Here is a 20,766-nt window from a genome sequence, read left to right on the forward strand (position 1 = left end):
TCAATTGGGCAAGACACCTTCCACTTATTATTTCCCATTCAGCGTTAATACTTTCTTCAACATGCCTAGGGCGCCTCGCGTTCGCCTGGCCCTCCGTGGCCAGAGCTCTCGCACGCATACATCCATGTATGCTGTTCGGCGCCCTAGGCATGTTGAAGAAAGAAATCGAATTCATTAGGGAAATTTGGTACAAGTAAAGAGTTTTATAAGACTGAAGTGTATTGGGATTCGAAGTTATAGGGAGTAATGATATGAATTTTATGGATTGTTACTTTGTAAAAATATGTATGAAACCCTAATATATCAAAACTGGTTTCTGTTAAATGATAGGGCCTAATAAGTATAAAGAAGTCCTTAGGCCTGTAAAAATACTTGAATGAGATAAAAGAAACCTTTCTTTTTTACTATATGAAAAAAGCCCTTTGTTTGGTTTTACTTCTTATCATTTCTTTTGAATGCAAAAAAATACAATCTTTCAATGAAGAACAAAACGTAATCAGCGGATTTGCTTTCACAATTCGGAATTCTCCCTTATATAAAAATACTGATGTAAAGAGTGAGATTCTCTTAACCATACCAGAGGGTTCCAAGTTGGATGTAATAGATCATCCAAATCGAAATTTTTGGAAAGTTTCTTTTAATGGTAAAGTAGGTTTTCTTCCTAGAACTTTTAATACTGATATAAAAGATAATTTTATCTCTGTATTCTATAATTTAGAAGAAAGCGATTACAACAGTGTTTACGCGAGGAAAGAAAATCTGAGATTACGAGATAGACCTTTTTTAGATGCAAAGGTTATCACTTTGTTGCCGCAAAATAAGGAAGTTTTTGTCCTTGCTATCGGAAAACTATTTCAGCAGATCGATTCTAGCTTTGATATATGGTATTTAGTCAAAACTGAAAAAGGTGAAAAAGGTTTTATCTATGGGGGTTTTACTTATAAACATTCACATTATATAAATGACCCCATATTAAAAAAAAATAAACTTTGGATGGATATACGTAACCTGGATGGTTTTGTGGCATACCCTGGTGCCGATGAAGATACCGAACGTCTTCCTTCTTATTGTGGCAGCAGAGAAAATGGATATAATTCAAACATTCATGGTGGCATCGAACTCATCTCGGGGATTGCTAATCATAAAGGGATCAATTACTATTTAGTAGATGAACTTTATAATAACATGGAAGGATGCGATGCAATGACTCTTTGGATCTCAGAGAAAGATGTTATATTGGTAGAGAATGTAAAAGCATATACAGAAAAAAAATACGCCAAATTATATGATCCGAAACTATTAAAAATACTAAATGTAGAAAACTACAAAGCCCTTTCCGTGGAAAAGGTGCAAGACAAGGAGAAATATAAATTCAATTTTTTCCAAGTTGAATATGAGACTCGAGAAAATAACCTAGGGCACTCCATTTTTGTTTACCAAAACCAAAATAAAGATTATTTCCACTTAGTAGATGCATCTCAATTGTATTTTGTGGATATAAACAAGGATCAAATCCCTGAAATTTTTGTTTGTTATACGGATGGATTGAATAGTTTTATGGGTGATCTTTTTGTTTATCAAAATGGTGATTATCAGAAAGTATTAAGTTTCTCGCCAAAGGATGATTTTAGCGGGGTAAGATTTATAGACGACAGAGTGGAATTTGCTTTCGATGGAAGCCTTGATGGTTGTCGTATAGATGAAAATTTCTCTCAAAAATCCAAAAAAGTAAGCAAATACAAGTTTATCAACGGAACTTTGCAAAAAACAAAATAATTTGTTAATGTTTGTTTTGCCACGCACGAGTTGACTAATTGGCTTTTCTTTTAATCTATCTCAACTTGGATTCCAATCGTATTCCACACGTTTGGCGGTTCTTAAGGCGACTTCTAGTCCGAACTGTTTTTGGAGGAGATAAAAACTCATGTGGATGCCGGAAGAAATTCCTCCAGAAGTTAGAATTTTTCCATTGTCTGTGTATCGAACGTTTTCTTTTACATTTAACATTGGATAGTTGTTTTTGAGAGTTTCAATGTCCATCCAGTGGGTGGTGACTTCTAATCCATCTAAAACTCCAATTTCTGCCAATAGAAAAGCACCTGTACAGATAGAAGCTAAATGCTTAACTTTTAAGTAATTCGCTTTGATCCAACTAAGTGTTGTTTTGTTTTTGATTTCTAATTCTTCTGCCCCGTATCCACCTGGGACAATGAGAATGTCCATGTCAGGACAGTTTGTATAATTAAAATTGGGTAAAACGAAAAGTCCATTTCTAGCGCGAATGGGAGTTGTTTTTTCCGCGACAAGAAATACATTACATAGTTTTTCGCGGTTGTTTGTTTCTGCGAGTGAAAAGACTTCGAAGGAACCTGCAAAGTCCATCACTTCCACTTCAGGAAATACAAGGATTCCTATTTGTAACATGGGTAAGTTTTCCTCTATTATTTTGAATGGTGATCGGTAGAAGGACTCTGAATTTGTTTTTTATTAAATTTATAATTTGTCGAATGGTTTGGTAGTTAGTATCATCATTTCGTTTCTAATTTGGATTTCCATTTTAAAAACGGATATTCGATCAAAACATATAGAATCATACTAAAAACAAACGTATAAACAAAAAATTGAAGTGTGACCATACCAAATTGAATTGGTGTCACAAAACCATTTTGTTTTAGAGGTTTAGCCAACGATTGAAAAGCAACTGGTGCCAGTAATAAATTCCAAAGATACATAGTGTAACTTAATCTTGCAATAGGACGGAAGAATCCAATACTCATAATTTTTTGAAATTGATTTTTTCCAAGGATGGCAACTACCAGAAAAAGAGCAAAGGAGAGATTGTATAAATTGTAAGAAAAAATAGATTTATAGAATGAATTTTCGGAAACCAATAGAATGAAATTGGATACATAGATTAAAAAAGCAAAACCCAAAAGATGATATTTGAATTCTTCTAGTTTTTTTCGTATTTTTTGATTATTTGTTATTTCCATTACGATGATACCTGCAATCAGGTCATCGATTCTCATATGAAATTGGTGAAAGGCCTCTATGTTTGGACCATACGAAACATAATAAAAAACTCTGAAGACCAAAGGTAATAAATAAAGAAAAAGAAGGGTGAATCCTTGGTTTTTTCCTTTCAAAGAAAAAAGTAATAAACCAGCTACAAATGGAAAAAACAAGTAAAACTTTTCTTCAATAGCAAGAGACCATGTATGTATATTATAACTTGCAAAATAATCAGATAAGTAAATTAAATCATATTTAAAATTTTGATAAGACATCAATAAAGAACTGTTCGGGTCTGATTGGTTGCCACTTAGAGAAAAGTTTTCTCCTCCTTTTTGGAGGATGGCTGTAACCACTAAATAGGTTATGATTAAATAAAAATAATAGGCAGGAAAAATTCTCAAACTACGTTTTATAAAAAATTGTTTATAATCAATCTTTTGGTTGAGCAACCATTCTCTTTTAAGTCCATTTGAAATCAAATAACCACTTAATACAAAAAATAAAGCAACACCAGAATCTAAAGTATGTAAGAATTTTGTGAAATACGTATTTTCCCAACCAATCATTCCGATACTGGGCACTGTGTGGAAAAAAAGAACACTTAGAATCGCAATCGCTCGTAAACCATTTAGGGCTTCGTTTTCTCCATGTTTACGTATCCATGTTGATTGTAGTGCTTTCCATAAAAACATTTGTCTTTTAACCCTTTTGCATATTAGAAAACAAACAACCTCTTCGTCGAGTGGATTTTTTGGATTCTATAACGCTTGGTAGTTGTTTAGAATGGCTTCGTTTTTTGGAATGTTTTTGTATTTAAAGATTCAAAAGAAGAAGGATTTGCCTTTTTTTACTTTACATTATAAATAATTAATTTCTAATTTGCCTCGTTTGTAACGAAACAAAATAAGTGATTCACTGGAAGGTAAAACTATATGTCATTCCAAGATGCGATTAAGGTATGTTTACAAAAGTATGCTGATTTTAGCGGCAAAGCAAAGCGACCAGAGTTCTGGTGGTGGGTTGTTGCCTCTATCATTATCAGTGCTGCTCTCAACATGATCTTTCCTCTTATTGGAGGAATTTTTTCTTTAGCAATCCTGTTGCCAAGTTTGAGTGTGGGTTCAAGACGCTTGCATGATGTAGGAATGAGTGGTTGGTGGCAATTGATTGGACTTACGGGAATTGGACTTCTTGTGCTGATTTTCTTTTGGGCTCAAAAAGGAAAAGGTTAGAAATTTAATTCAAAATTTTGTTTCCCTTCCAGCGTTAGGGAGACAAAGGGCTTGGTCACCTGCTATCGTTAGATGGTGGGTGACGGGAGCGAAAAGCGGACCCCGGAGTGGCCCGACCCTTTACCTTTAAGATCTAAAAATTGTTTGGATTGGGAACGCACCGAATCTTATTTTTCTTTTTCTAAAATGGTAAGATAAGTTTCACGTAATTGTTTGGAGACTTTTCCTGTTTGGTTTGCGAAGGTAAACATTGTTGAGTTTGATTGGTTAGAGATCATGCGAGTGATTTCAGTGGATGCAGGCCAACCGTTACATCCTTGGTGTGACCATTCGTAGATGATTTCATTTGGCGATTCTGTGATGGTGTTAAAAACAAGACTAGGGCAGTTTTCGGAAAGACCATCTTTGACCGCATTCATAAAGTTAGTTCTATTGGATGTACCAATTGTTTTTAAAAGGTTCAATCGATAGATTTCGGTCCATGTTTCTATTTTTGTGCCTTCTGGAATCATTTCAATTAACACCTGTTCGTTGTTTTCACCTGAATTTCCTACATACCAACGCCTGCCATCTAAGTTGCGGAGAAAGGGAACTTTAACAGTTTCTTTTTTGATATTCAGATTTTTTTCCATAAACAGACGAAGGGTTTCTTTACTTTTTTCTGAAAAGTTAATAGGAACATTCAAAGTCTTTTTTTCGCCTTTAGAATTTGTGATTTCGAAGGTAAAGAATAGACTTGTATTTCCTAATTCGTAAATCCACTGGTATTCTTTTTCTAAAAGTGGTTCACTCGATAGAAAAAGATCTCCTGGATTTATTTTATTTGTTTCTGAGATATATTTGGTTTTTTCCGGCCATTTGACTTCATAACCATGGATACTTTCTAAGTTGTCTACTTTGATCTCGGCGATAAAGTTCCAGCGAATGGCGGATTTATCGATAACCGGTCCTAAACTTTTGGATCGAATCCAGTCGTTTTCTAACTCTGGTTTGAGTTGGGCAAAAATTTGAGAAGAAAGAAAAAGTAAAAATAAGGCAGTGGTTAGGTGTCGCTGTTTCATTGTTATGCTCTGGTTTTTGATACAAGGGAGAATGGATTGTAATGTAAAGGAAGATTGGATTTCGTCAACAAATTGTTTGGAAGATCAGTTCTTATCAGGATTAGAAAGTTTATTTATTTTTTATTTGTGAATGTGTTTTTATTAGTTTTACGTTTTATCTCCACTCGGATTGTTTTTATCCGTTGTGGTCGGAATTCGATCTAAGGGACTAACAATATTTTCTAACCGAGTTCTTGCCACTTTTGTATAAATCTGAGTGGTTCGGACACTTGTGTGCCCGAGTAAAGTTTGGATCATTCGTAAATCCGTTCCCAGTTCTAAGAGATGGGTGGCAAAGGCATGTCGCAAACTATGAAAACTCACCTTCTTTTGGATTTTTGCTTTTTTAGCAGCATTTGTGAATATCATTTCCGCCGTACGGATATGAAGTGGTCTATTTTTAGCACCAGGAAACAACCAAGGATTGGCACGTACTTCATTATAACTTTGTCGTAAGAGTAAGTTGTATTCCCTTACTTTTAAATATTCTTTTAGTTCCTCGATTAGTGATGAAGCAAGCACTGTGTATCGATCTTTTTTTCCTTTACCTTGTGTGACTCGAACCATATTTCGTTTCAAATCGATATCGGTTATTTTTAGGTGGATCACTTCGCTGACTCTGAGACCAGAGGAATAACTGATAAGAAGTAATATTTTATGTTTTCTATTGGGAAGTGCATCGAAGATTGCCCTTGTTTCTTCTGCTGATAAAACCTCTGGAAGTTTTGATTCAACTTTCATTCGTGGAAATTTTAAATGAGTGAATTGTTTTCTCACTTCACGAAAATAAAAGATAAATGCTTGTCTCGAGGATCTGATACTTGCGGCTTTTGCTTTGCGTTCTGTTACCAAATAATCTAAATAAGTTTCTAAATCTAACATTCTAATGTTTGAAGGTAATTTTTCTGTGAAAGTTAACAATCGAAGCAGATGAGAATAATATGTTTTGGTCGTACAAAAGGTAAAGTTTCTATCCCTTGTTGCTTTGAAAAAATCTTCTAGAATTCCACATTTTTTTGGAATTTCTTTTGGTAATATTCGGATATCATGAGGTTCAAATGCACTTAGTAATTGTTTTAGGATGATTGGATCGTTGGGATATGACCAAGACTTATCCTTTGGATGGTAACAACCATTAGGAATGGTTTTTGCAATGGTGAAAAAGATTTTTGAAAATCGAAATCGTAAATGAAATCGACTGTCCTCGAGAGAAAAACGAAGTTTGATCATATAGCACCTAACCTTGTGTTGGTAGTTGATTAGGTGGTTTCTTTTCTGTTTGGTTCTTAAATTTTGGGAGGAGCGGAGTTTTTATTCGAATTTCGAGTATTCGCCGGTTGGTGTGTGAGAATCTAGTATCCCCGCCCTGATTAGGGAGGGGTTCTAGACCCGCCACCCAATGCCTTCTCTTTACCACAACCTCACTTCATTTGATACCCAAATCTTCTCCTAACGATTTTTTTTCTTGGAAAGTTCGTATTCTCGCACAAGATACGATAATCAAGGTAACTTATGAACTTAATCACGGTAGGACTCGGTATATTTTTTATCCTTTATGGAACTACAACGTACATCTTACGCATCTACAAACCTGGCATCTTTTGGAAATTAGAACCTATGAAACAAAAATGGGGCGAAAAAAGAGGACACTTCATTCATGTGTTTAGTTATTCGATCCTTCCCATCATTTTTGGAATCGTTTATACCATTCTGGGGCTAAAAGGATAGCGACTGTTTGGTGAAATCCACTGACTTCTTTAGCTTTGAATGCGTCAAATCTAAGTTATGTGGGCGCCTCCAATTTGGTTTTGGATTTGTATTTGATTCTTAAAAGGACCGGGCCCTCCGCTGCAATCTTTCTCTTGCGAGAAAGGATTTTCGCTAGGGTCCCTGGCGCTTAATATTTGTTTGTTGTTTAAAGTTTGTGAGAAAGGATGGTATCTTGTCTAGAAGGCGTTCTGTCTTCTGGATAGTCCGTACTATAGTGAAGGCCACGACTTTCTTTTCTTAGAAGAGCAGAGCGAACAATCAGTTCAGCCACTTTCACCAAGTTACGAAGTTCGAGTAATCCAAGAGATACAGTAGTCCGATTGTAATAGTCTTTCACTTCTTCTGAGATTAGTTTCAATCGTCGGAGGGCTCTTTCTAGTCGCATATCGGAGCGGACAATTCCCACATAATTACTCATAATGGTTCGAATTTCTACCAAATCATGGGAAATCAAAACCCATTCTTCTGTGTTTGTAGTTCCTTCTTTGTTCCAATCAGGAATGAGATCTGTTTCTGCGGAATAACTGAGTTTACCCTGGTCACGAATATCTCCCGCGATTCGGTGTGAAAACACAAGGCATTCGAGTAGGCTATTCGACGCCAATCGGTTACCCCCATGAACTCCTGTACAAGTGGTTTCTCCACAAGCATACAAATCAGCAATATTGGTTCTTCCGAGAAGATCCGTCGCCACACCACCACACATATAGTGAGCCGCAGGCACAACGGGAATGGGATCTGTTGTGATATCTATCCCTAGTTTTTTACAACGTTCATAAATTGATGGGAAGTGGTTGATGATATCGTTTGCAGGTCTATGAGTGATATCGAGAAGGACATGAGGTTCTCCTCTTTTTTTCATCGTATCATCGATGGCACGAGCCACAATGTCACGTGGTGCCAATTCACCCATATCGTGGTAGTCTTTCATAAAAGGTCTACCACCTATCTCTCGTAAGATGCCACCATGACCCCGAACAGCTTCGGATATTAAAAAACTATTTCCTTGTTCGTGAAAAAGGGAAGTTGGATGGAATTGATAGAATTCCATATTTTTTACAATAGCACCTGCACGGTAAGCGCTGGCAACACCGTCGCCAGTTGCAATATTGGGATTGGTAGTATGCAGATAAACTTGGCCCGCCCCACCGGTTGCCAAAATTGTTTTTTTCGCCAAAACAGGGAAAACCTCTCCTGTTTCTGTATCCACAATATAGGCTCCATAACACCTTAAAGGAAGATTGTCTTTGTCCTTTAAATGGTGTTTGGTGATTAGATCCACACAGGCATGGTTCTCTAAAATTTGAATGTTTTTGTTTGCATGAACATGGTCAAGTAGCGACTGTTCTACTGCACTACCGGTTCTATCCAAAGAGTGGATGATTCGATTTTTGCTATGTCCACCTTCACGGGCAAGGTCCAGTTCTCCCGTTTGGTTTCTGGTAAAAGGAACTCCTAAATCAAGAAGTTCCCTCACCCGAGTGGGCCCTTCTTCGACAAGGACTCGCACAGCTTCTAAATCGCAAAGCCCCGCACCGGATTCCAAGGTGTCTTTGATATGTTCTTCAAACTTATCCTTGTCATCAAAAACAGAAGCAATCCCACCTTGTGCATAATTGGTATTGGATTCGTAGTCTGCTTTTTTGGTAACAACCACTACGGATCCAAGCGGAGCCAATTTAAGCGCAGTAAAAAGGCCACTCACTCCGCTTCCAATAATCAAAAAATCCGATTTAATTCGTGTCACTTGTTTTCCAATGATTGTATTCAATCAAAATCCTTCTTAGAAGAAGGATTATTTTGTATTTAACATTCCTTCAATGTAATCCAAACTTCTGATTAACATATAATCTGGTTTGATGGCATCGTTTACATGTGATTTTAAGAAAGCGTCAGCTTTTCCATTTTTCTTTGCATATTCTTTGATACCGTTCACATTAAATTTAGATTTTACAACCCCTTCGTGTGGAATGAGAGGGAGGTGGTTCCACATATCTTCTTCACGGTAACGGAAAGGAAATCCACCATCTGGTTCTTCTGAAACTTCGATGTCAGGAGATACTCCTACTACTTGGATGGTTTTTCCGGATGGGGAATAGTATCTTGCATTTGTGATTTTGAGTAAATAATCAGGATTGTTTTCTAGGTTATTCAAACTTTGAACGGTTGCTTTTCCGAAAGTTCTTTCACCTAACAAAATACCACGACCATGATGTTGGATGGCACTGGCAACAATTTCAGAAGCAGAAGCCGACTTAGAATTGATCAACACAACTAAAGGAAGTTTGGTGATATCTTTATTTTTTGCATATTTTTCTTCATCGCTACGGAATGGAGTTCTTGTGAATACAATCATTCCTTTTTCGATAAACATATCAGCAATATCAATAGCAAGATCCAAATACCCACCAGAATTTCCGCGTAAGTCTAAAATAAGAGCTTTCAGTGGTTTTCCACTTTCTTTGGCTTCTTGTTCCATCTCCACAACTGCGTTGGTAATTTGTGTTTCAATTGCATCTTCACCTGGACCAGGTTTTACGAAACCAGTAAGTTTGATATAACCAACTTGCGGATTTTCTTTTACGATATGATGTGTTACGTTTTTAATCGTAATTTTATCACGGATCACTTCGATATCCGTTTTTCCTGTATTCCCTTTTCTAGTGATGGTAAGAACTACTTTTGTAGCTTTTGGACCTTTGATTTTTTTTACCACTTTGTCGAGTGAAAGGTTTTTGATCACCTTACCATCTACGGCAACAATTGTGTCTCCACTACGAATTCCGGCACGGACTGCTGGACTTCCTTCTAATGGATTTTCTACTACAACTTCACGGCTTCCCCCGCCAGAAAGGATGGCTCCAATTCCTTCAAAGGAACCGTCGCTGATTTTTGCCATGGACTCTTCCCACATTTCTTTTAGGAAAACGTTGGAATGTGGATCAAGAGAATTCAGATAACCATTGGCAGCTGCAAGAAACACTTGTTCCATGCTAAATTCTTTTTTATCTTCCTCTTCTTCTGGAAGTTCTCCGTCAAGTTCTACAAGTCCTTTGAGAACTGGTGTTTTATAAGTTGCTAAATTATCTTGTATATAAGAGATCACTCGATCAAATTCTTTACGTGAAAAATTGATTTCTTCCCATTTGGAAGCGATGACGGATTTTTTCAGTTTTTCTTTTTCGATGAGTTTTTTTAGTTCTGCATCAGAAAGTTTTCTGTTTTCGTTTTTCTTTAATTTTTCTTTTTGAATTTTTTCTACAAGAGTGTAGTCTGGATCAAATAACACGAATTTGTCGGAAGGGGAAATTTTAAAAGTTTTTCCTGGCCAAAGATCTTCTTTGTCATCGTATTTTTCTCTTTCGTTAAAATAACTTTCCGGGTAAATATAAAGTGGGTGAGGCATACTAAGAACGGCAAAGGATGCTGCATCAGTGAAAGCTCGGTTTTTATTGATATTTTTATCAATATAGTATTTATCTACCGATTTGACCACGGTTTCGAAGTCTTGGTATGTAAAATTGGTGACTCGGTTAGGAGCTTTTTTTGCTTCCGGTTCACAGGAAATGAATCCTACCGGGAGGGCAAAACTGAGTAGGGTGAAAAAGGAAAGTAGGTAAACAATTCGTTTCAAGGGATCTCTCGTAAAGTGGATAGATTATCCTAAGAATTTCCGATTTTCCAGTCCATGCAACTCAAAAAAAATCGGGACAAATCTAGGACACACGTATATCATAGACGGTGCAATGCGTCCTTTGGTTGTCCTGATTTTCGCTCTTTCCCTTGGGTTTTGTACTTCCGAACCACAAAAGAACCCAACCCGAGATCCTTATAGTTTGGAGACACTAATTTTCTTAGAAGAAGTGCTTTTGGATGTTTGGGAGTCCTCCGAATCGAGAGAGGGAGCAATGTCCCGACTAAGATACGTTTGCCGAACTCGAGATACCGATGATGGGTATTTATGTTATACTTGGGGATTACTCGAATACCACCGAGGTAATTTCGCTGAAAGTTATACTGCCTTTAGAAAGGCTCTAGAAAAAAATCCAAACGATAGCCTCTACAAAAATATGTTACGAATTTCCGCTGAAAAATCCGGAAATTTACCAGATTTAAAGGCACATTCCAGAGATGGCGAAGTCCTCGCTGTATTTACAGAAACTCAAAAACTCTGTAAGGATAACAAACCGCCAAAATCTGAATCTTTTCTATTTCTTGCCGAACGAGGTGTTCTCACAAAGGAAAGTTTGCGACGAGGGGTTCTTGCCGATTGTTTCCAAAACTTGAGCGAAGCTGACCGCTCACAAATCCAAAAAGAAATTCGCCTCTCTTCTCTTTCTTATAAGGAACGATTGTATGCCGACCAAATGAAGTCCGATCCATTTTCTCGGATTTGGGACACTGCAAGTTATCACAGGGGGGAAACTGGGAAAGAAGCTGTAGGTGCCAGTGCGGGTGTGGTATCTGTTAGTTCTTCTCTTGGAACAGAAGCGGGAGTTCCCTTGCAAGGGACAACCTTCCGACCTGGTGCGCCCATCACAGAGGCTTGGAAAAAAGTAAAACTTGCCGCCTCATCTGGAAACGAATCTCAAGGAAGAGAAGGCATTCGTAGTTTTTTATCTGAAATCCAATCGGCAAAACGAAAGGGAAAACTAGAAGGTCAATTGGCCCTTGCTTTAGAAAGGGCCGCCAAGTTACTTCTAGAACAAGACCCACAGTATTCTAAACTTCGTTTTTTATCGAAAGAACTTTGAGATAATCTCCAATGGTTTTTTCCATTCCATCCACAAGACTTTGGCTTACTAGTCTATGGCCGATGGATACTTCCGCTAAATGAGGGAGTTTGGCAAAAAGTTTTAAATTGTTTGTGTCTAAGTCGTGGCCTGCATTGACACCTAATCCCAGTTTGTGGGCTTCTATTGCTGCCAATTCATAACTTTTAAAACTTTTGGCACCATCTTCAGCTGAATTTTCATAAGCATAAGCAAAAGGTCCAGTATACAGCTCAATCCGCTCCGCCCCGAGTTCCTTTACCAGAGGATACTGTTCAAAATCCGTTTCCATAAACAAAGAGACTCGAATTCCTTCTTTGTTTAACCTTTCCACCATTGGTTTTAAGGTTTGGAACACTGTTTTGTTTTTTAAGTCAAATCCATGATCGGAAGTGATTTCCCCAGGTTTCACCGGCACGAGTGTGGCTTGGTCTGGTTTTGCAGCAAGGACTAGGTCCAAAAACCTATCACTTGGTTCTCCTTCAATATTGAATTCCTTTTTCGGAGATCCGTTTTTTATCATTTTTTCGTTGTAAGATTTTAGAAAATTCTGAATTTCGAATACATCTTGTTTGGTGATATGCCTTTCATCTTCTCTGGGGTGGATGGTAATGCCGTATGCACCAGCATCCAAGATGATTTCTGAGATTAGAATGACACTAGGAATGGATCCACCGCGAGAATTACGGAGAGTGGCGATCTTGTTGACATTGACACTTAATTGGGTCATAGGAAAAAAAAAACTTTTCATTAAATTTCATCCAGGAGAAAACCGTCCAATTTCAAAAAGGTTGTCCCCGAGAGGGGATTTCCAAAACTGTCAAAAGTACGTTTATGGTCGCAAAAAAAGCAGTCAAGAAGCAGGCCCCGCCCAAGAAAAAAGCGGTAGCCAAAGAAAAACCAACCAAGGACGCCAAGTCCTCTTCCCCGAAGGAAGATAAAAAAAAGGCCGTAGCCGGCGCGAAAGCCCCCGCTACCAAGGCGAAAGCCGTACCAGCCCCCAAAACAGCAGTGGTAGCCGCTAAAGACAAACCGGCTCCTGTAGCGAAGGCTCCGGCCGTCAAAATTGATCCGAATAACCCTCTCGGCAAAAAGTTCAATTGTTACTCTTGTGGTACGAAATTTTACGATTTATACAAACCGGAAAAAAAATGCCCTAAATGCGGTGCCGACCAATTGGCAAAACCGGCCATCAAATCTAGAATGGCAGCCATCCGAAGTTCTGAATACGAAGTGGAAGAAGAGGAAGAGCCAGTTTTGGAAGATGATGAACTCATGGAAGAAACGGAAGAATTGGAAGAGTCTGAAGAAGAGGAGGCCGCAACCGAGGAAGAGGAGTGATCCTCCCCGTACTTGGTGGCCCCACTGGGTCTGGAAAGACCTCGCTCACCCAAACTCTCGACCCCAAACGTTTCGAAATTGTTTCTTTTGACTCACGCCAAGTCTACCGGGATCTTCCGGTAGGCACAACGGCCCCCACATTAGCAGAGTCCTCTCACATTCGCCATTGGCTTGTTGGTTTTTTAACTGCAAACGAATCCATCAATGCAAGTCAATTCTCCCTCTGGGCTCGCGAAGCCATCGCAGACATCCAATCCCGAGGAAAAATTCCATTTCTCATTGGCGGTACAGGATTTTACCTTCGTGCTTTTCTTTTGGGGATGTATCCCGTACCAAATGTACCCAAGGAAACCAAAGATTATGTTTTGGAACTTCCTTTAGAGGAAGCAAGGGTACAACTTTTTGACAAAGATCCAAAAGCACTCGCTACTTTGTCGCCGCAAGATGGATACCGAATCAAAAGGGCTTTGGAAGTCGTACTCACTGGCGTTTTGTGGTCAGAGGTTTCAAAGGAAACGGTCGGAGGTTATTTAAGAGATTATCCAAACGTCCAAGTACTTGGGCATTGGTTGGATTGGCCTCGTGAAATCCTCTACCAGAGGATCGATGAACGAGTGAAAGAGATCACCACGGGTATGTTAGCGGAGACAAAAGAAGTGGTTTCCAAGTTTGGACCTGACTGTCCGGGGCTAAGAACCTTAGGTTACAATTTTGCGCTTGCATTCCTAAATGGAACCATCGACAGTAATACATTCATTGAGCAGTTGGCCCAAAGCCATAGAAATTATGCGAAACGACAGATCACTTGGTTCAAAAAAGATCCAATACTTTCGCCCATTTCCTTCGAAGCCGCTGTCCAACTGTATACAAATATAGATAAAATATAGAGAAATCACTCGGGATGTCCAATGTCGGCAAAAAATAATATCCAAGACCAACTTCTAAATACTGCAAGAAAGGAGAAAATAGATCTCACAATTTACTTGTTAAACGGAGTTCCGCTGAAAGGAAAGGTTGTTAGTTTTGACAACTTCACCATCATCTTAGAAAACGATAACAAACAGAATTTGGTGTACAAACACGCGATTTCTACCATCATCCCAGCAAAACCCATCAAACTTCACAGTGAAGAAACACCGAAAGAAGCGGGAGGAGCCTAACTCTTTTCTGGTTTTCCTCTGTTTCGATTACTAAATTCTGGTTCCAAACCCTATGGCAAAATTACCAAAAGAATCCCCGGTTGTCCTCATTATGGCTGGTGGAAAGGGGGAGAGGTTTTGGCCTCGCTCCCGCACCAATTCTCCCAAACAACTTCAGAAAGTTTATTCTAATAAAACTCTTCTTCGTGAGACCATTGATCGTGCTCTCACCATTACAACTCTCGACAGAATTTATATTGGAACCAACGCCAACTTAAAAGCGGAGATTCTCAAAAAAGATCCTAAGTTTCCTTCTACCAATTTCATTTTAGAACCAGAGGGAAAAAATACTGCGCCGATCATCGCTCTTTCGGCCCTTTACTTCCAGAAAAAATTTGGGAATCCAAATCTCATTGTATTGTCAGCAGATGCTTTTATTGATCCCATCAAAGAATTTACTAAAACCATAGAACAAGCTTTATACGAGACGGAAAATGGAATGGTTCTTCTCGGTGTCAAACCGAATCGCCCGGAAGTGGGATACGGTTATATTAGTACCGGAAAACCAACTGATGTAGGTTATACGGTAAAAGCTTTTTTTGAAAAACCTGATTTTAAAACCGCTCTAAAATATATTAAAAAGAAGAATTTTTATTGGAATCCAGGGATTTTTCTATTCAGGACAGAAACCATTCTTTCTGAATTGGAACGTCATGCCCCTCATATTTTAGGTCCTTTAAAAAATGGATTTCCTTTTAAGAGTTTTGGGGATTTAAAAACTGCCTTCCAAATGCTTCCTTCGGAAGCGATTGATACTGCCATTATGGAAAAATCCAATCGGATCCGAATGGTGGAAGCAACCTTCAATTGGGATGATGTAGGGTCTTGGATGTCACTCGAACGAATTTTACCGGGTGATAAAGAAAAGAACCACCACCAAGGAAAAGAAGTGCTATACCATAAGGCTTCCGGAAATATTTCTTCCGTTCAGAAGGAACTCATTGCCTTTCTTGGTGTTAAAGATCTCATCGTTGTGGAAGAACCAGACGTTTTACTTGTCACTTCTCGTGATGGAGTTGGTGATATCAAAGCGATGTTATCCACAATGAGGAAAAATAAAGTTTTACAAAAGTACCTCGACTAGAAATTTGACAGAACAGGCTTGATATAAGGAGGAAGGAATGCCTTCCGGAAAAAAGAGAAAGCGTAGAAAAATCGCAACCCACAAACGTAAGAAAAAACGCAGAGCCAACAGACACAAAAAGAAGAAATAATCTTTCTTCAGTGACTTAATGTTTCCTCCGATAGATTTGTTATGAAACAAGTCTGGAGGAAACAGAAACCCCGCACACCCGGTTTCATTCGAGCATTCACCATGGAAACTCCTCTTGGAGATGTCCTGGAGGCTGAGTTCAACTTTCACGAACGTCTCGTTCGTTTAGCTGTCGAAATCAAAGAAGAGAAGGGTCGGATGTATGGTGCCACTGTCAAAAACGGTACCGTACAAGCTGAGAAGGATATTACTTCTGGCCGTGCCTATCCTGTGTTTCGAAAGCTTTGGCCCTTTCGTGAATATTTTAGTGCCCTCCCCGACAAAGACATGCTTGCATGCATTGGTGGGGCGTACGAAATTTATCCCCCCTTTGTACCTGATGCCCAAGAGAAAGGTCGTTCTTCAAAACTTCCTTTTGAATCTTCACTTTTTCCTTCTACCCGTTATGATTCTATTTTTGGGATTGTTCGCGAAACCCGTTTCCAACGTTGGAGAAGGGAAAGGCGTGCCGCGAGAGAGGCTCGAGGATCGCTCTGGCTGCGTTTTAAGAGACGGGTCTGGGGTGATTTGCAAGATATCTGTATGGGCGTTGGATTCGGATGTTTGGTTTATTACCTCTATTATGATTATGTCGTATTAGGACTGACTTTGGGAATTTTGGGTATGGCCGCTGGGCTCCTGGATTTTCTTGTGAGAAAACGTTCTGTCTTAATGACAAAAGTGTTGTCATTTCTCAGTTTCGGTTCATATTTTTTCTATAATGGCTACGTCTACTTTTAGTGCGTAGGTTACATTGTAGAAAGTTATATGGCAAAAGAAACATCATCGGCAAACCAATTCATTCATGAGCAGTATATAATATTCAATTTGGGCGATGAAGAATATGCGATTCCCATCACCATTGTCGAAGAAATTGTCAAAATCACCAACCTAATCCGTGTTCCACAATCCAAAAGTTTTTTTGCAGGAATTATGGACATTCGTGGAAAAGTAGTTCGGATGATTGACCTTGCCAAACGGCTTAACATCAAAAATATTTCAGAAACCGCAGACAGAGCCATCGTCATCAATGTTTCTGGAAAATCCATTGGTGTGATTGTGGATAAGGTTTCCCATGTGGTTCATTTTCCAGCAAACCAAGTGGATCCACCTCCACCATCAGTGAAAGGAATTTCATCTAGATACATCACGGGTGTGGGTAAAAAAGACAGTCGATTCATTATCCTCATCGACATTGAAAAAATCTTAACCGTGGAAGAAGTTACCGAACTTGCAACCGTCTAACGGTGCAAGGGTTCTCTTTCTGTATTATTAAATATGATCATCTCTAAGTTTTATTATTTAAGAAAAAATTTGTACTCCATGGCAGAACTTGTTTTGGAGCAGGTGATTCTTTTAAGTGAAGCTTTGGAAGATGATGATTATGCCCAAGCAGAACGGATTGTAGAACGAGATGATCTGATTGATGATTTGGAAAAGGAAAATGATAACCTTTCCCAAAATGCCATTTTAGAAGCGGTGAGTAATCGTAACATTCTCGGAATGGGTGATGTAGACAACGATATCGTTTTAAAAAAAGATCCCCTTCGGTTTGCACTCTCTGCCATTCGGATTACCAGAAACATGGAACGGATGGGAGACCAAGTGGTCAATTGTGCCGATGTCTTTCGTCACAAAACCATTCGCAAAGGCCTATTCAAAAACGAAGAACCAATGACTCTCATTTTATCTCGAGTGACTACACTTGCAGGAATGGCCATAGAATCTCTCGTAGAAGAAAAAGAAAGATTTATGGGCAGTGTCAATACCCTGGAAGATGAGTTAAACGCACTTTGTGACCAAGCTTTTCAAAAGTATAGGTCCGTTCCTGATATGGAAAAACAAGAATTTGCTGATGTATACCGAATCATTCTCGCACTTGAGAGGTTAGGTGATTATGCGGTAAACGTTGCGGAAGAACTTGTGCGACTCAATACAGGAAAAGACATCCGCCATTTGGAAAATACTGGCAATAACCGTAATTTATATCAGTAGTCAAATAACGAAACATTAGTTGGGAATAGACTAACAAAGTTCAACTCCACAACTTTCCTGTGTTTTAATGACTTTATATTACCAATAAAACTTCTATTTTCTCCTGATTCTACCCACTCAAATTCAGTTAGATGGGAAGAGGTTGAGTGCCATTAACGGCCTCCGAGTTTGTTTTGTAATCAGTCACTGAAAATTAAAATTCTTGATTCTATCGTTAAATCGAGAGTTATCATTATTTAAGTTATAAAATGATCAGTGCTACTTTTATTTTTAAACAAAAAAAATCAGATTCCGAATTTGAAACTTTGGACAAGTCTATTGAATTGTTTGTAGAAAATCATCCTGAATATCTTGGAAAAGATAGTTGGGTGAATTTAGAACAAGGAACCATGGCAGTTGTATATTATTTTAAATCCTATGTTGGTTTGGAATCTTTAAAGACGTTTACCGATCATAAGTCGGCAAAATCTCAATATAAGAAATGGTATGAGGGTTACCAAGTCGTCATCGCAGAGGTCACAAAAACTTACGGTGATGGTGGGATTGTCCATGTAACTAATTCCTAAATAAATTGGGATTAGTTACATGTATGGATTGGCGGGAATGGATTTGATTCAGTTATGCCATGTCCTTTGTGGTGCTGATTTCATTATAAGTTTGAAATAAAGTTTCTATATAAAATGGTTTGCTTATAAAACCATCCATTCCTACTGCAAAACACTTTTCTTTATGTTCTTTAAGGACATGTGCAGTGACTGCGATAATGATTGTTTTTTCCGATTTGTTTTTTTCGAGTTCCCGAATTTTCGTAGTGGCAACAAATCCATCCATCACAGGCATTTCGCAATCCATAAGAATCAAATCGTATTTGTTTTGTTGGAAAAGTGTTACCGCTTCCTCTCCATTTTCCGCAACATCAAAATTGATATTAAATTTTCGTAAAAGCCCACCCATCACTTTTTGATTGAGGATGTTGTCTTCGACGATTAGAAAGTTTTGATTTACAAACATAGATTCTAACGAATTGAGTTTGTTTGAGTTTTTATCAGATGGTTGATTTACATTTGTCGAATCTTCATTTTCGATAGGAAGAATGCAGTAAAATAAACTTCCGATCCCTAGTTCACTACTGACTCCAATCGTTCCTCCGAGTAAAGATACCAAACGTTCTGAAATGGAAAGTCCAAGTCCCGTGCCACCATATTTTCGTGAGGTGGAAGTATCCGCTTGTGAAAACTTGTGGAATATAGATTCCATTTTATCTTTTGCGATTCCGATCCCTGTATCTTCAACTTCAATTCGAATTTTATCGGATTCTCTTTTGACGCGAAGTACGACGGAACCTTTTTCCGTGAATTTGATTGCGTTACCCAGTAAATTGAATATGATTTGGCGAATTCTACCCGGATCTGAATAAATATATTGAGGAACTTCAGAATCAATTTCCAGTTTTAAATCAATGGATTTCCATTTGGATTCAATGGCTAATAAATCGTAAACTTCAGAAACTAAATGATAAAAATCAAAACTTAGTTTTTCGATTTTCATTTTCCCAACTTCTATTTTTGAAAAATCAAGTATATCGTTGAGAATGATGAGGAGTGATTTTCCAGCAGAAGCAATCGTTGTTACTAAAGATTTTTGTTCTTCATCTAGATTGGTTTTAAAAAGAATTTGTGTGAGGCCAATCACTCCATTCAAAGGAGTTCGAATTTCATGGCTCATGGAAGCTAAAAATTCTGATTTGGCACGGTTGGCGATTTCTGCTGAATCTTTTGCTCTTTCTAATTCATTTTGAATTTCTTTTGTGATACTAATATCGGTTGAGATACCACAGAGCGCGTAGATTTCTCCGTTCTCATTTCTTAAAGGCAGTTTTACAGTAAGATAAGTAGTAACCTTTTCATCTATTAAATTTCGAATGGATTCTTCTGTTCGAAGAGTTTTTCCATCAATAAGAACGGATTTATCATTTGCGATCAGAATCTTGGCAGCATCTTTGTTCAAAAACTTTTCATCAGTTTGGTTTATGATTTCTTCAAATGGATGTCCAAATAAATTACAAACTTCTTTATTTGCAAATATGTATTTCCCGTTTATATCTTTTAAATAGATACAAGCTGAAACATTGTCTAAAATTTCGCGAAGCCTGGATTCACTATTGATTAATCGTTGTTTTGTGGATTCCCCATTTTCGTATAACTCCTGAAGCCTTTTTTGGGTAGTGTTTAACCTACCTAAAATAGAGTTTCTATGATCAACGGGATGGATATCACCATAAAAATTTCCATCTCCCAGTAGAGATATCTTTCGAAACGCTTCGTCTACACTACCTCCGATGATGGAAGTTAGGGATCTATGTGTTAAAAACAAACTAATTGCAAAAAATATACCTGTAGCTATGAGTATTGTCCGCAGAAAAAAAACGATATCTTTTGCATCTTCAATGGCTTTTGTGGTTCGATCATTTAATTGATTGTATAAATCATTGATCGGTTTCATGATTTCTGCTTTTGCATGTAGGTAATTGTCATCGTATAACAATGCGATGGCTTTAGGATTTGGATTTGATCCCTTCCTCATGTCTCTTTCTGCAATGGACATGGCCTCAAATTCAATTTTTGTTAGCTGGTCCGATTTAAGTTTTGATTCTGAAAGTAAAATAAAATCGGATTCATGGAAATTTGCATTTCTCATCGATTCGTAAATGCTGATTGTTTCTCCTTCTTCCGAAGGGGCAGGGAGTTTGTTTGCAATGACAAGATCCCAGTAGGCGTAACTATAATCATTCGGTCTAGGGCGTTTGCCATTCCGAATGTCTAAGATCATTTGGAAGTATGTTTTATACTTTTTGTCTCTTTGGATGACATACAACCTCACTAAGTTTGTGAGTTGGTCTGAAGATTGGCGAAGTTCATTGGCAATTTGTAAGGATTTGTATCTGTTTTCTTCTGCCTCATCAATATTCCTTTCGCTCGCAGTATAAAATAAAAAGGCAGTAGCGACAAAAATAAAGAGGACTATGTTCAATAAAAGGTAGGGAAATAATTTACCTCTTTTTGACCAAATTCGTTCCGGCATGGCAGAAAT

At 38.1% G+C, this 20,766-nt stretch carries 20 protein-coding genes; 12 read left to right on the forward strand and 8 right to left on the reverse strand.

Annotation, left to right across the window (positions count from 1 at the left end; genetic code table 11):
* Positions 1-372: 372 nt before the first annotated feature.
* Positions 373-1,776, forward strand: a complete 1,404-nt coding sequence (locus EHQ70_RS10415; RefSeq protein WP_244288298.1) for an SH3 domain-containing protein — start codon at positions 373-375, stop codon at positions 1,774-1,776.
* Between the two features lie 60 nt (positions 1,777-1,836).
* Here EHQ70_RS10415 and EHQ70_RS10420 read toward each other — a convergent pair whose 3' ends face one another.
* Positions 1,837-2,424, reverse strand: coding sequence for a DJ-1/PfpI family protein (locus EHQ70_RS10420; RefSeq protein WP_135586167.1), 588 nt, complete (start codon positions 2,422-2,424; stop codon positions 1,837-1,839).
* 104 nt (positions 2,425-2,528) lie between these two features.
* Positions 2,529-3,707 (reverse strand): acyltransferase family protein, encoded by a 1,179-nt coding sequence (locus tag EHQ70_RS10425; protein ID WP_135586169.1) that lies wholly within the window; start codon positions 3,705-3,707, stop codon positions 2,529-2,531.
* Positions 3,708-3,947: 240 nt separating this feature from the next.
* On the opposite strand from EHQ70_RS10425, the gene EHQ70_RS10430 reads away from it, so the two are divergent.
* Complete coding sequence (locus EHQ70_RS10430) at positions 3,948-4,247, forward strand: DUF805 domain-containing protein (protein WP_135586171.1); 300 nt, start codon at positions 3,948-3,950, stop codon at positions 4,245-4,247.
* A 167-nt stretch (positions 4,248-4,414) separates the two neighbouring features.
* Here the strand turns inward: EHQ70_RS10430 and EHQ70_RS10435 are convergent, their stop codons facing one another.
* Positions 4,415-5,308 carry a hypothetical protein gene (locus tag EHQ70_RS10435; protein WP_135586173.1) on the reverse strand — a complete coding sequence of 298 codons (894 nt, stop codon included), beginning with the start codon at positions 5,306-5,308 and terminating at the stop codon, positions 4,415-4,417.
* 147 nt (positions 5,309-5,455) lie between these two features.
* On the reverse strand, positions 5,456-6,577 hold the full coding sequence (locus EHQ70_RS10440) for a tyrosine-type recombinase/integrase (protein ID WP_135586175.1): 1,122 nt from the start codon (positions 6,575-6,577) through the stop codon (positions 5,456-5,458).
* 282 nt (positions 6,578-6,859) lie between these two features.
* Here EHQ70_RS10440 and EHQ70_RS10445 point away from each other — a divergent pair, with 282 nt between their 5' ends.
* Positions 6,860-7,075 (forward strand): hypothetical protein, encoded by a 216-nt coding sequence (locus tag EHQ70_RS10445; protein WP_135586177.1) that lies wholly within the window; start codon positions 6,860-6,862, stop codon positions 7,073-7,075.
* Positions 7,076-7,262: 187 nt separating this feature from the next.
* Here the strand turns inward: EHQ70_RS10445 and nadB are convergent, their stop codons facing one another.
* Both nadB and EHQ70_RS10455 read right to left on the reverse strand, forming a co-directional pair.
* Positions 7,263-8,864 carry an L-aspartate oxidase gene (nadB, locus tag EHQ70_RS10450; RefSeq protein WP_135587174.1) on the reverse strand — a complete coding sequence of 534 codons (1,602 nt, stop codon included), beginning with the start codon at positions 8,862-8,864 and terminating at the stop codon, positions 7,263-7,265.
* A gap of 48 nt (positions 8,865-8,912) precedes the next feature.
* Positions 8,913-10,751: a S41 family peptidase gene (locus EHQ70_RS10455; RefSeq protein ID WP_135586180.1), complete on the reverse strand. Its 1,839-nt coding sequence runs from the start codon at positions 10,749-10,751 to the stop codon at positions 8,913-8,915.
* 112 nt (positions 10,752-10,863) lie between these two features.
* On the opposite strand from EHQ70_RS10455, the gene EHQ70_RS10460 reads away from it, so the two are divergent.
* Positions 10,864-11,871, forward strand: a complete 1,008-nt coding sequence (locus tag EHQ70_RS10460) for a tetratricopeptide repeat protein (RefSeq protein ID WP_135586182.1) — start codon at positions 10,864-10,866, stop codon at positions 11,869-11,871.
* Here EHQ70_RS10460 and EHQ70_RS10465 read toward each other — a convergent pair.
* The gene (locus tag EHQ70_RS10465) at positions 11,840-12,619 is read right to left on the reverse strand and encodes a pyridoxine 5'-phosphate synthase (RefSeq protein WP_208729535.1); all 780 of its coding nucleotides are present in this window, start codon (positions 12,617-12,619) and stop codon (positions 11,840-11,842) included. The two genes, EHQ70_RS10460 and EHQ70_RS10465, sit on opposite strands and share 32 nt — an antisense overlap.
* A 104-nt stretch (positions 12,620-12,723) precedes the next feature.
* On the opposite strand from EHQ70_RS10465, the gene EHQ70_RS10470 reads away from it, so the two are divergent.
* From EHQ70_RS10470 to EHQ70_RS10505, 8 genes are all read left to right on the forward strand, one after another.
* Positions 12,724-13,230 carry an FYDLN acid domain-containing protein gene (locus EHQ70_RS10470; RefSeq protein WP_135586186.1) on the forward strand — a complete coding sequence of 169 codons (507 nt, stop codon included), beginning with the start codon at positions 12,724-12,726 and terminating at the stop codon, positions 13,228-13,230.
* The gene (gene miaA, locus EHQ70_RS10475; RefSeq protein WP_135586188.1) at positions 13,227-14,117 is read left to right on the forward strand and encodes a tRNA (adenosine(37)-N6)-dimethylallyltransferase MiaA; all 891 of its coding nucleotides are present in this window, start codon (positions 13,227-13,229) and stop codon (positions 14,115-14,117) included. Before EHQ70_RS10470 ends, miaA begins: the two co-directional genes overlap by 4 nt.
* Before the next feature lie 21 nt (positions 14,118-14,138).
* Entirely contained in the window at positions 14,139-14,390 is a 252-nt protein-coding gene (hfq, locus tag EHQ70_RS10480; protein ID WP_135571899.1) for an RNA chaperone Hfq, read from the forward strand.
* Positions 14,391-14,442: 52 nt separating this feature from the next.
* Positions 14,443-15,513 (forward strand): mannose-1-phosphate guanylyltransferase, encoded by a 1,071-nt coding sequence (locus tag EHQ70_RS10485; RefSeq protein WP_135586190.1) that lies wholly within the window; start codon positions 14,443-14,445, stop codon positions 15,511-15,513.
* Positions 15,514-15,744: 231 nt separating this feature from the next.
* Positions 15,745-16,422 (forward strand): hypothetical protein, encoded by a 678-nt coding sequence (locus EHQ70_RS10490; protein WP_244288299.1) that lies wholly within the window; start codon positions 15,745-15,747, stop codon positions 16,420-16,422.
* 27 nt (positions 16,423-16,449) lie between these two features.
* On the forward strand, positions 16,450-16,926 hold the full coding sequence (locus tag EHQ70_RS10495) for a chemotaxis protein CheW (protein ID WP_135586194.1): 477 nt from the start codon (positions 16,450-16,452) through the stop codon (positions 16,924-16,926).
* A gap of 33 nt (positions 16,927-16,959) precedes the next feature.
* Positions 16,960-17,676 carry a phosphate signaling complex PhoU family protein gene (locus tag EHQ70_RS10500; protein ID WP_208729536.1) on the forward strand — a complete coding sequence of 239 codons (717 nt, stop codon included), beginning with the start codon at positions 16,960-16,962 and terminating at the stop codon, positions 17,674-17,676.
* Positions 17,677-17,924: 248 nt separating this feature from the next.
* Positions 17,925-18,242: a hypothetical protein gene (locus EHQ70_RS10505; protein ID WP_135586198.1), complete on the forward strand. Its 318-nt coding sequence runs from the start codon at positions 17,925-17,927 to the stop codon at positions 18,240-18,242.
* A gap of 52 nt (positions 18,243-18,294) precedes the next feature.
* On the opposite strand, the gene EHQ70_RS10510 is transcribed toward EHQ70_RS10505, so the two are convergent.
* Positions 18,295-20,757, reverse strand: a complete 2,463-nt coding sequence (locus EHQ70_RS10510; RefSeq protein ID WP_135586200.1) for a PAS domain-containing hybrid sensor histidine kinase/response regulator — start codon at positions 20,755-20,757, stop codon at positions 18,295-18,297.
* Positions 20,758-20,766 lie beyond the last annotated feature (9 nt).

This window comes from Leptospira congkakensis, from assembly GCF_004770265.1.
In the GTDB taxonomy this organism is placed as follows: Bacteria; Spirochaetota; Leptospiria; order Leptospirales; family Leptospiraceae; genus Leptospira_A; species Leptospira_A congkakensis.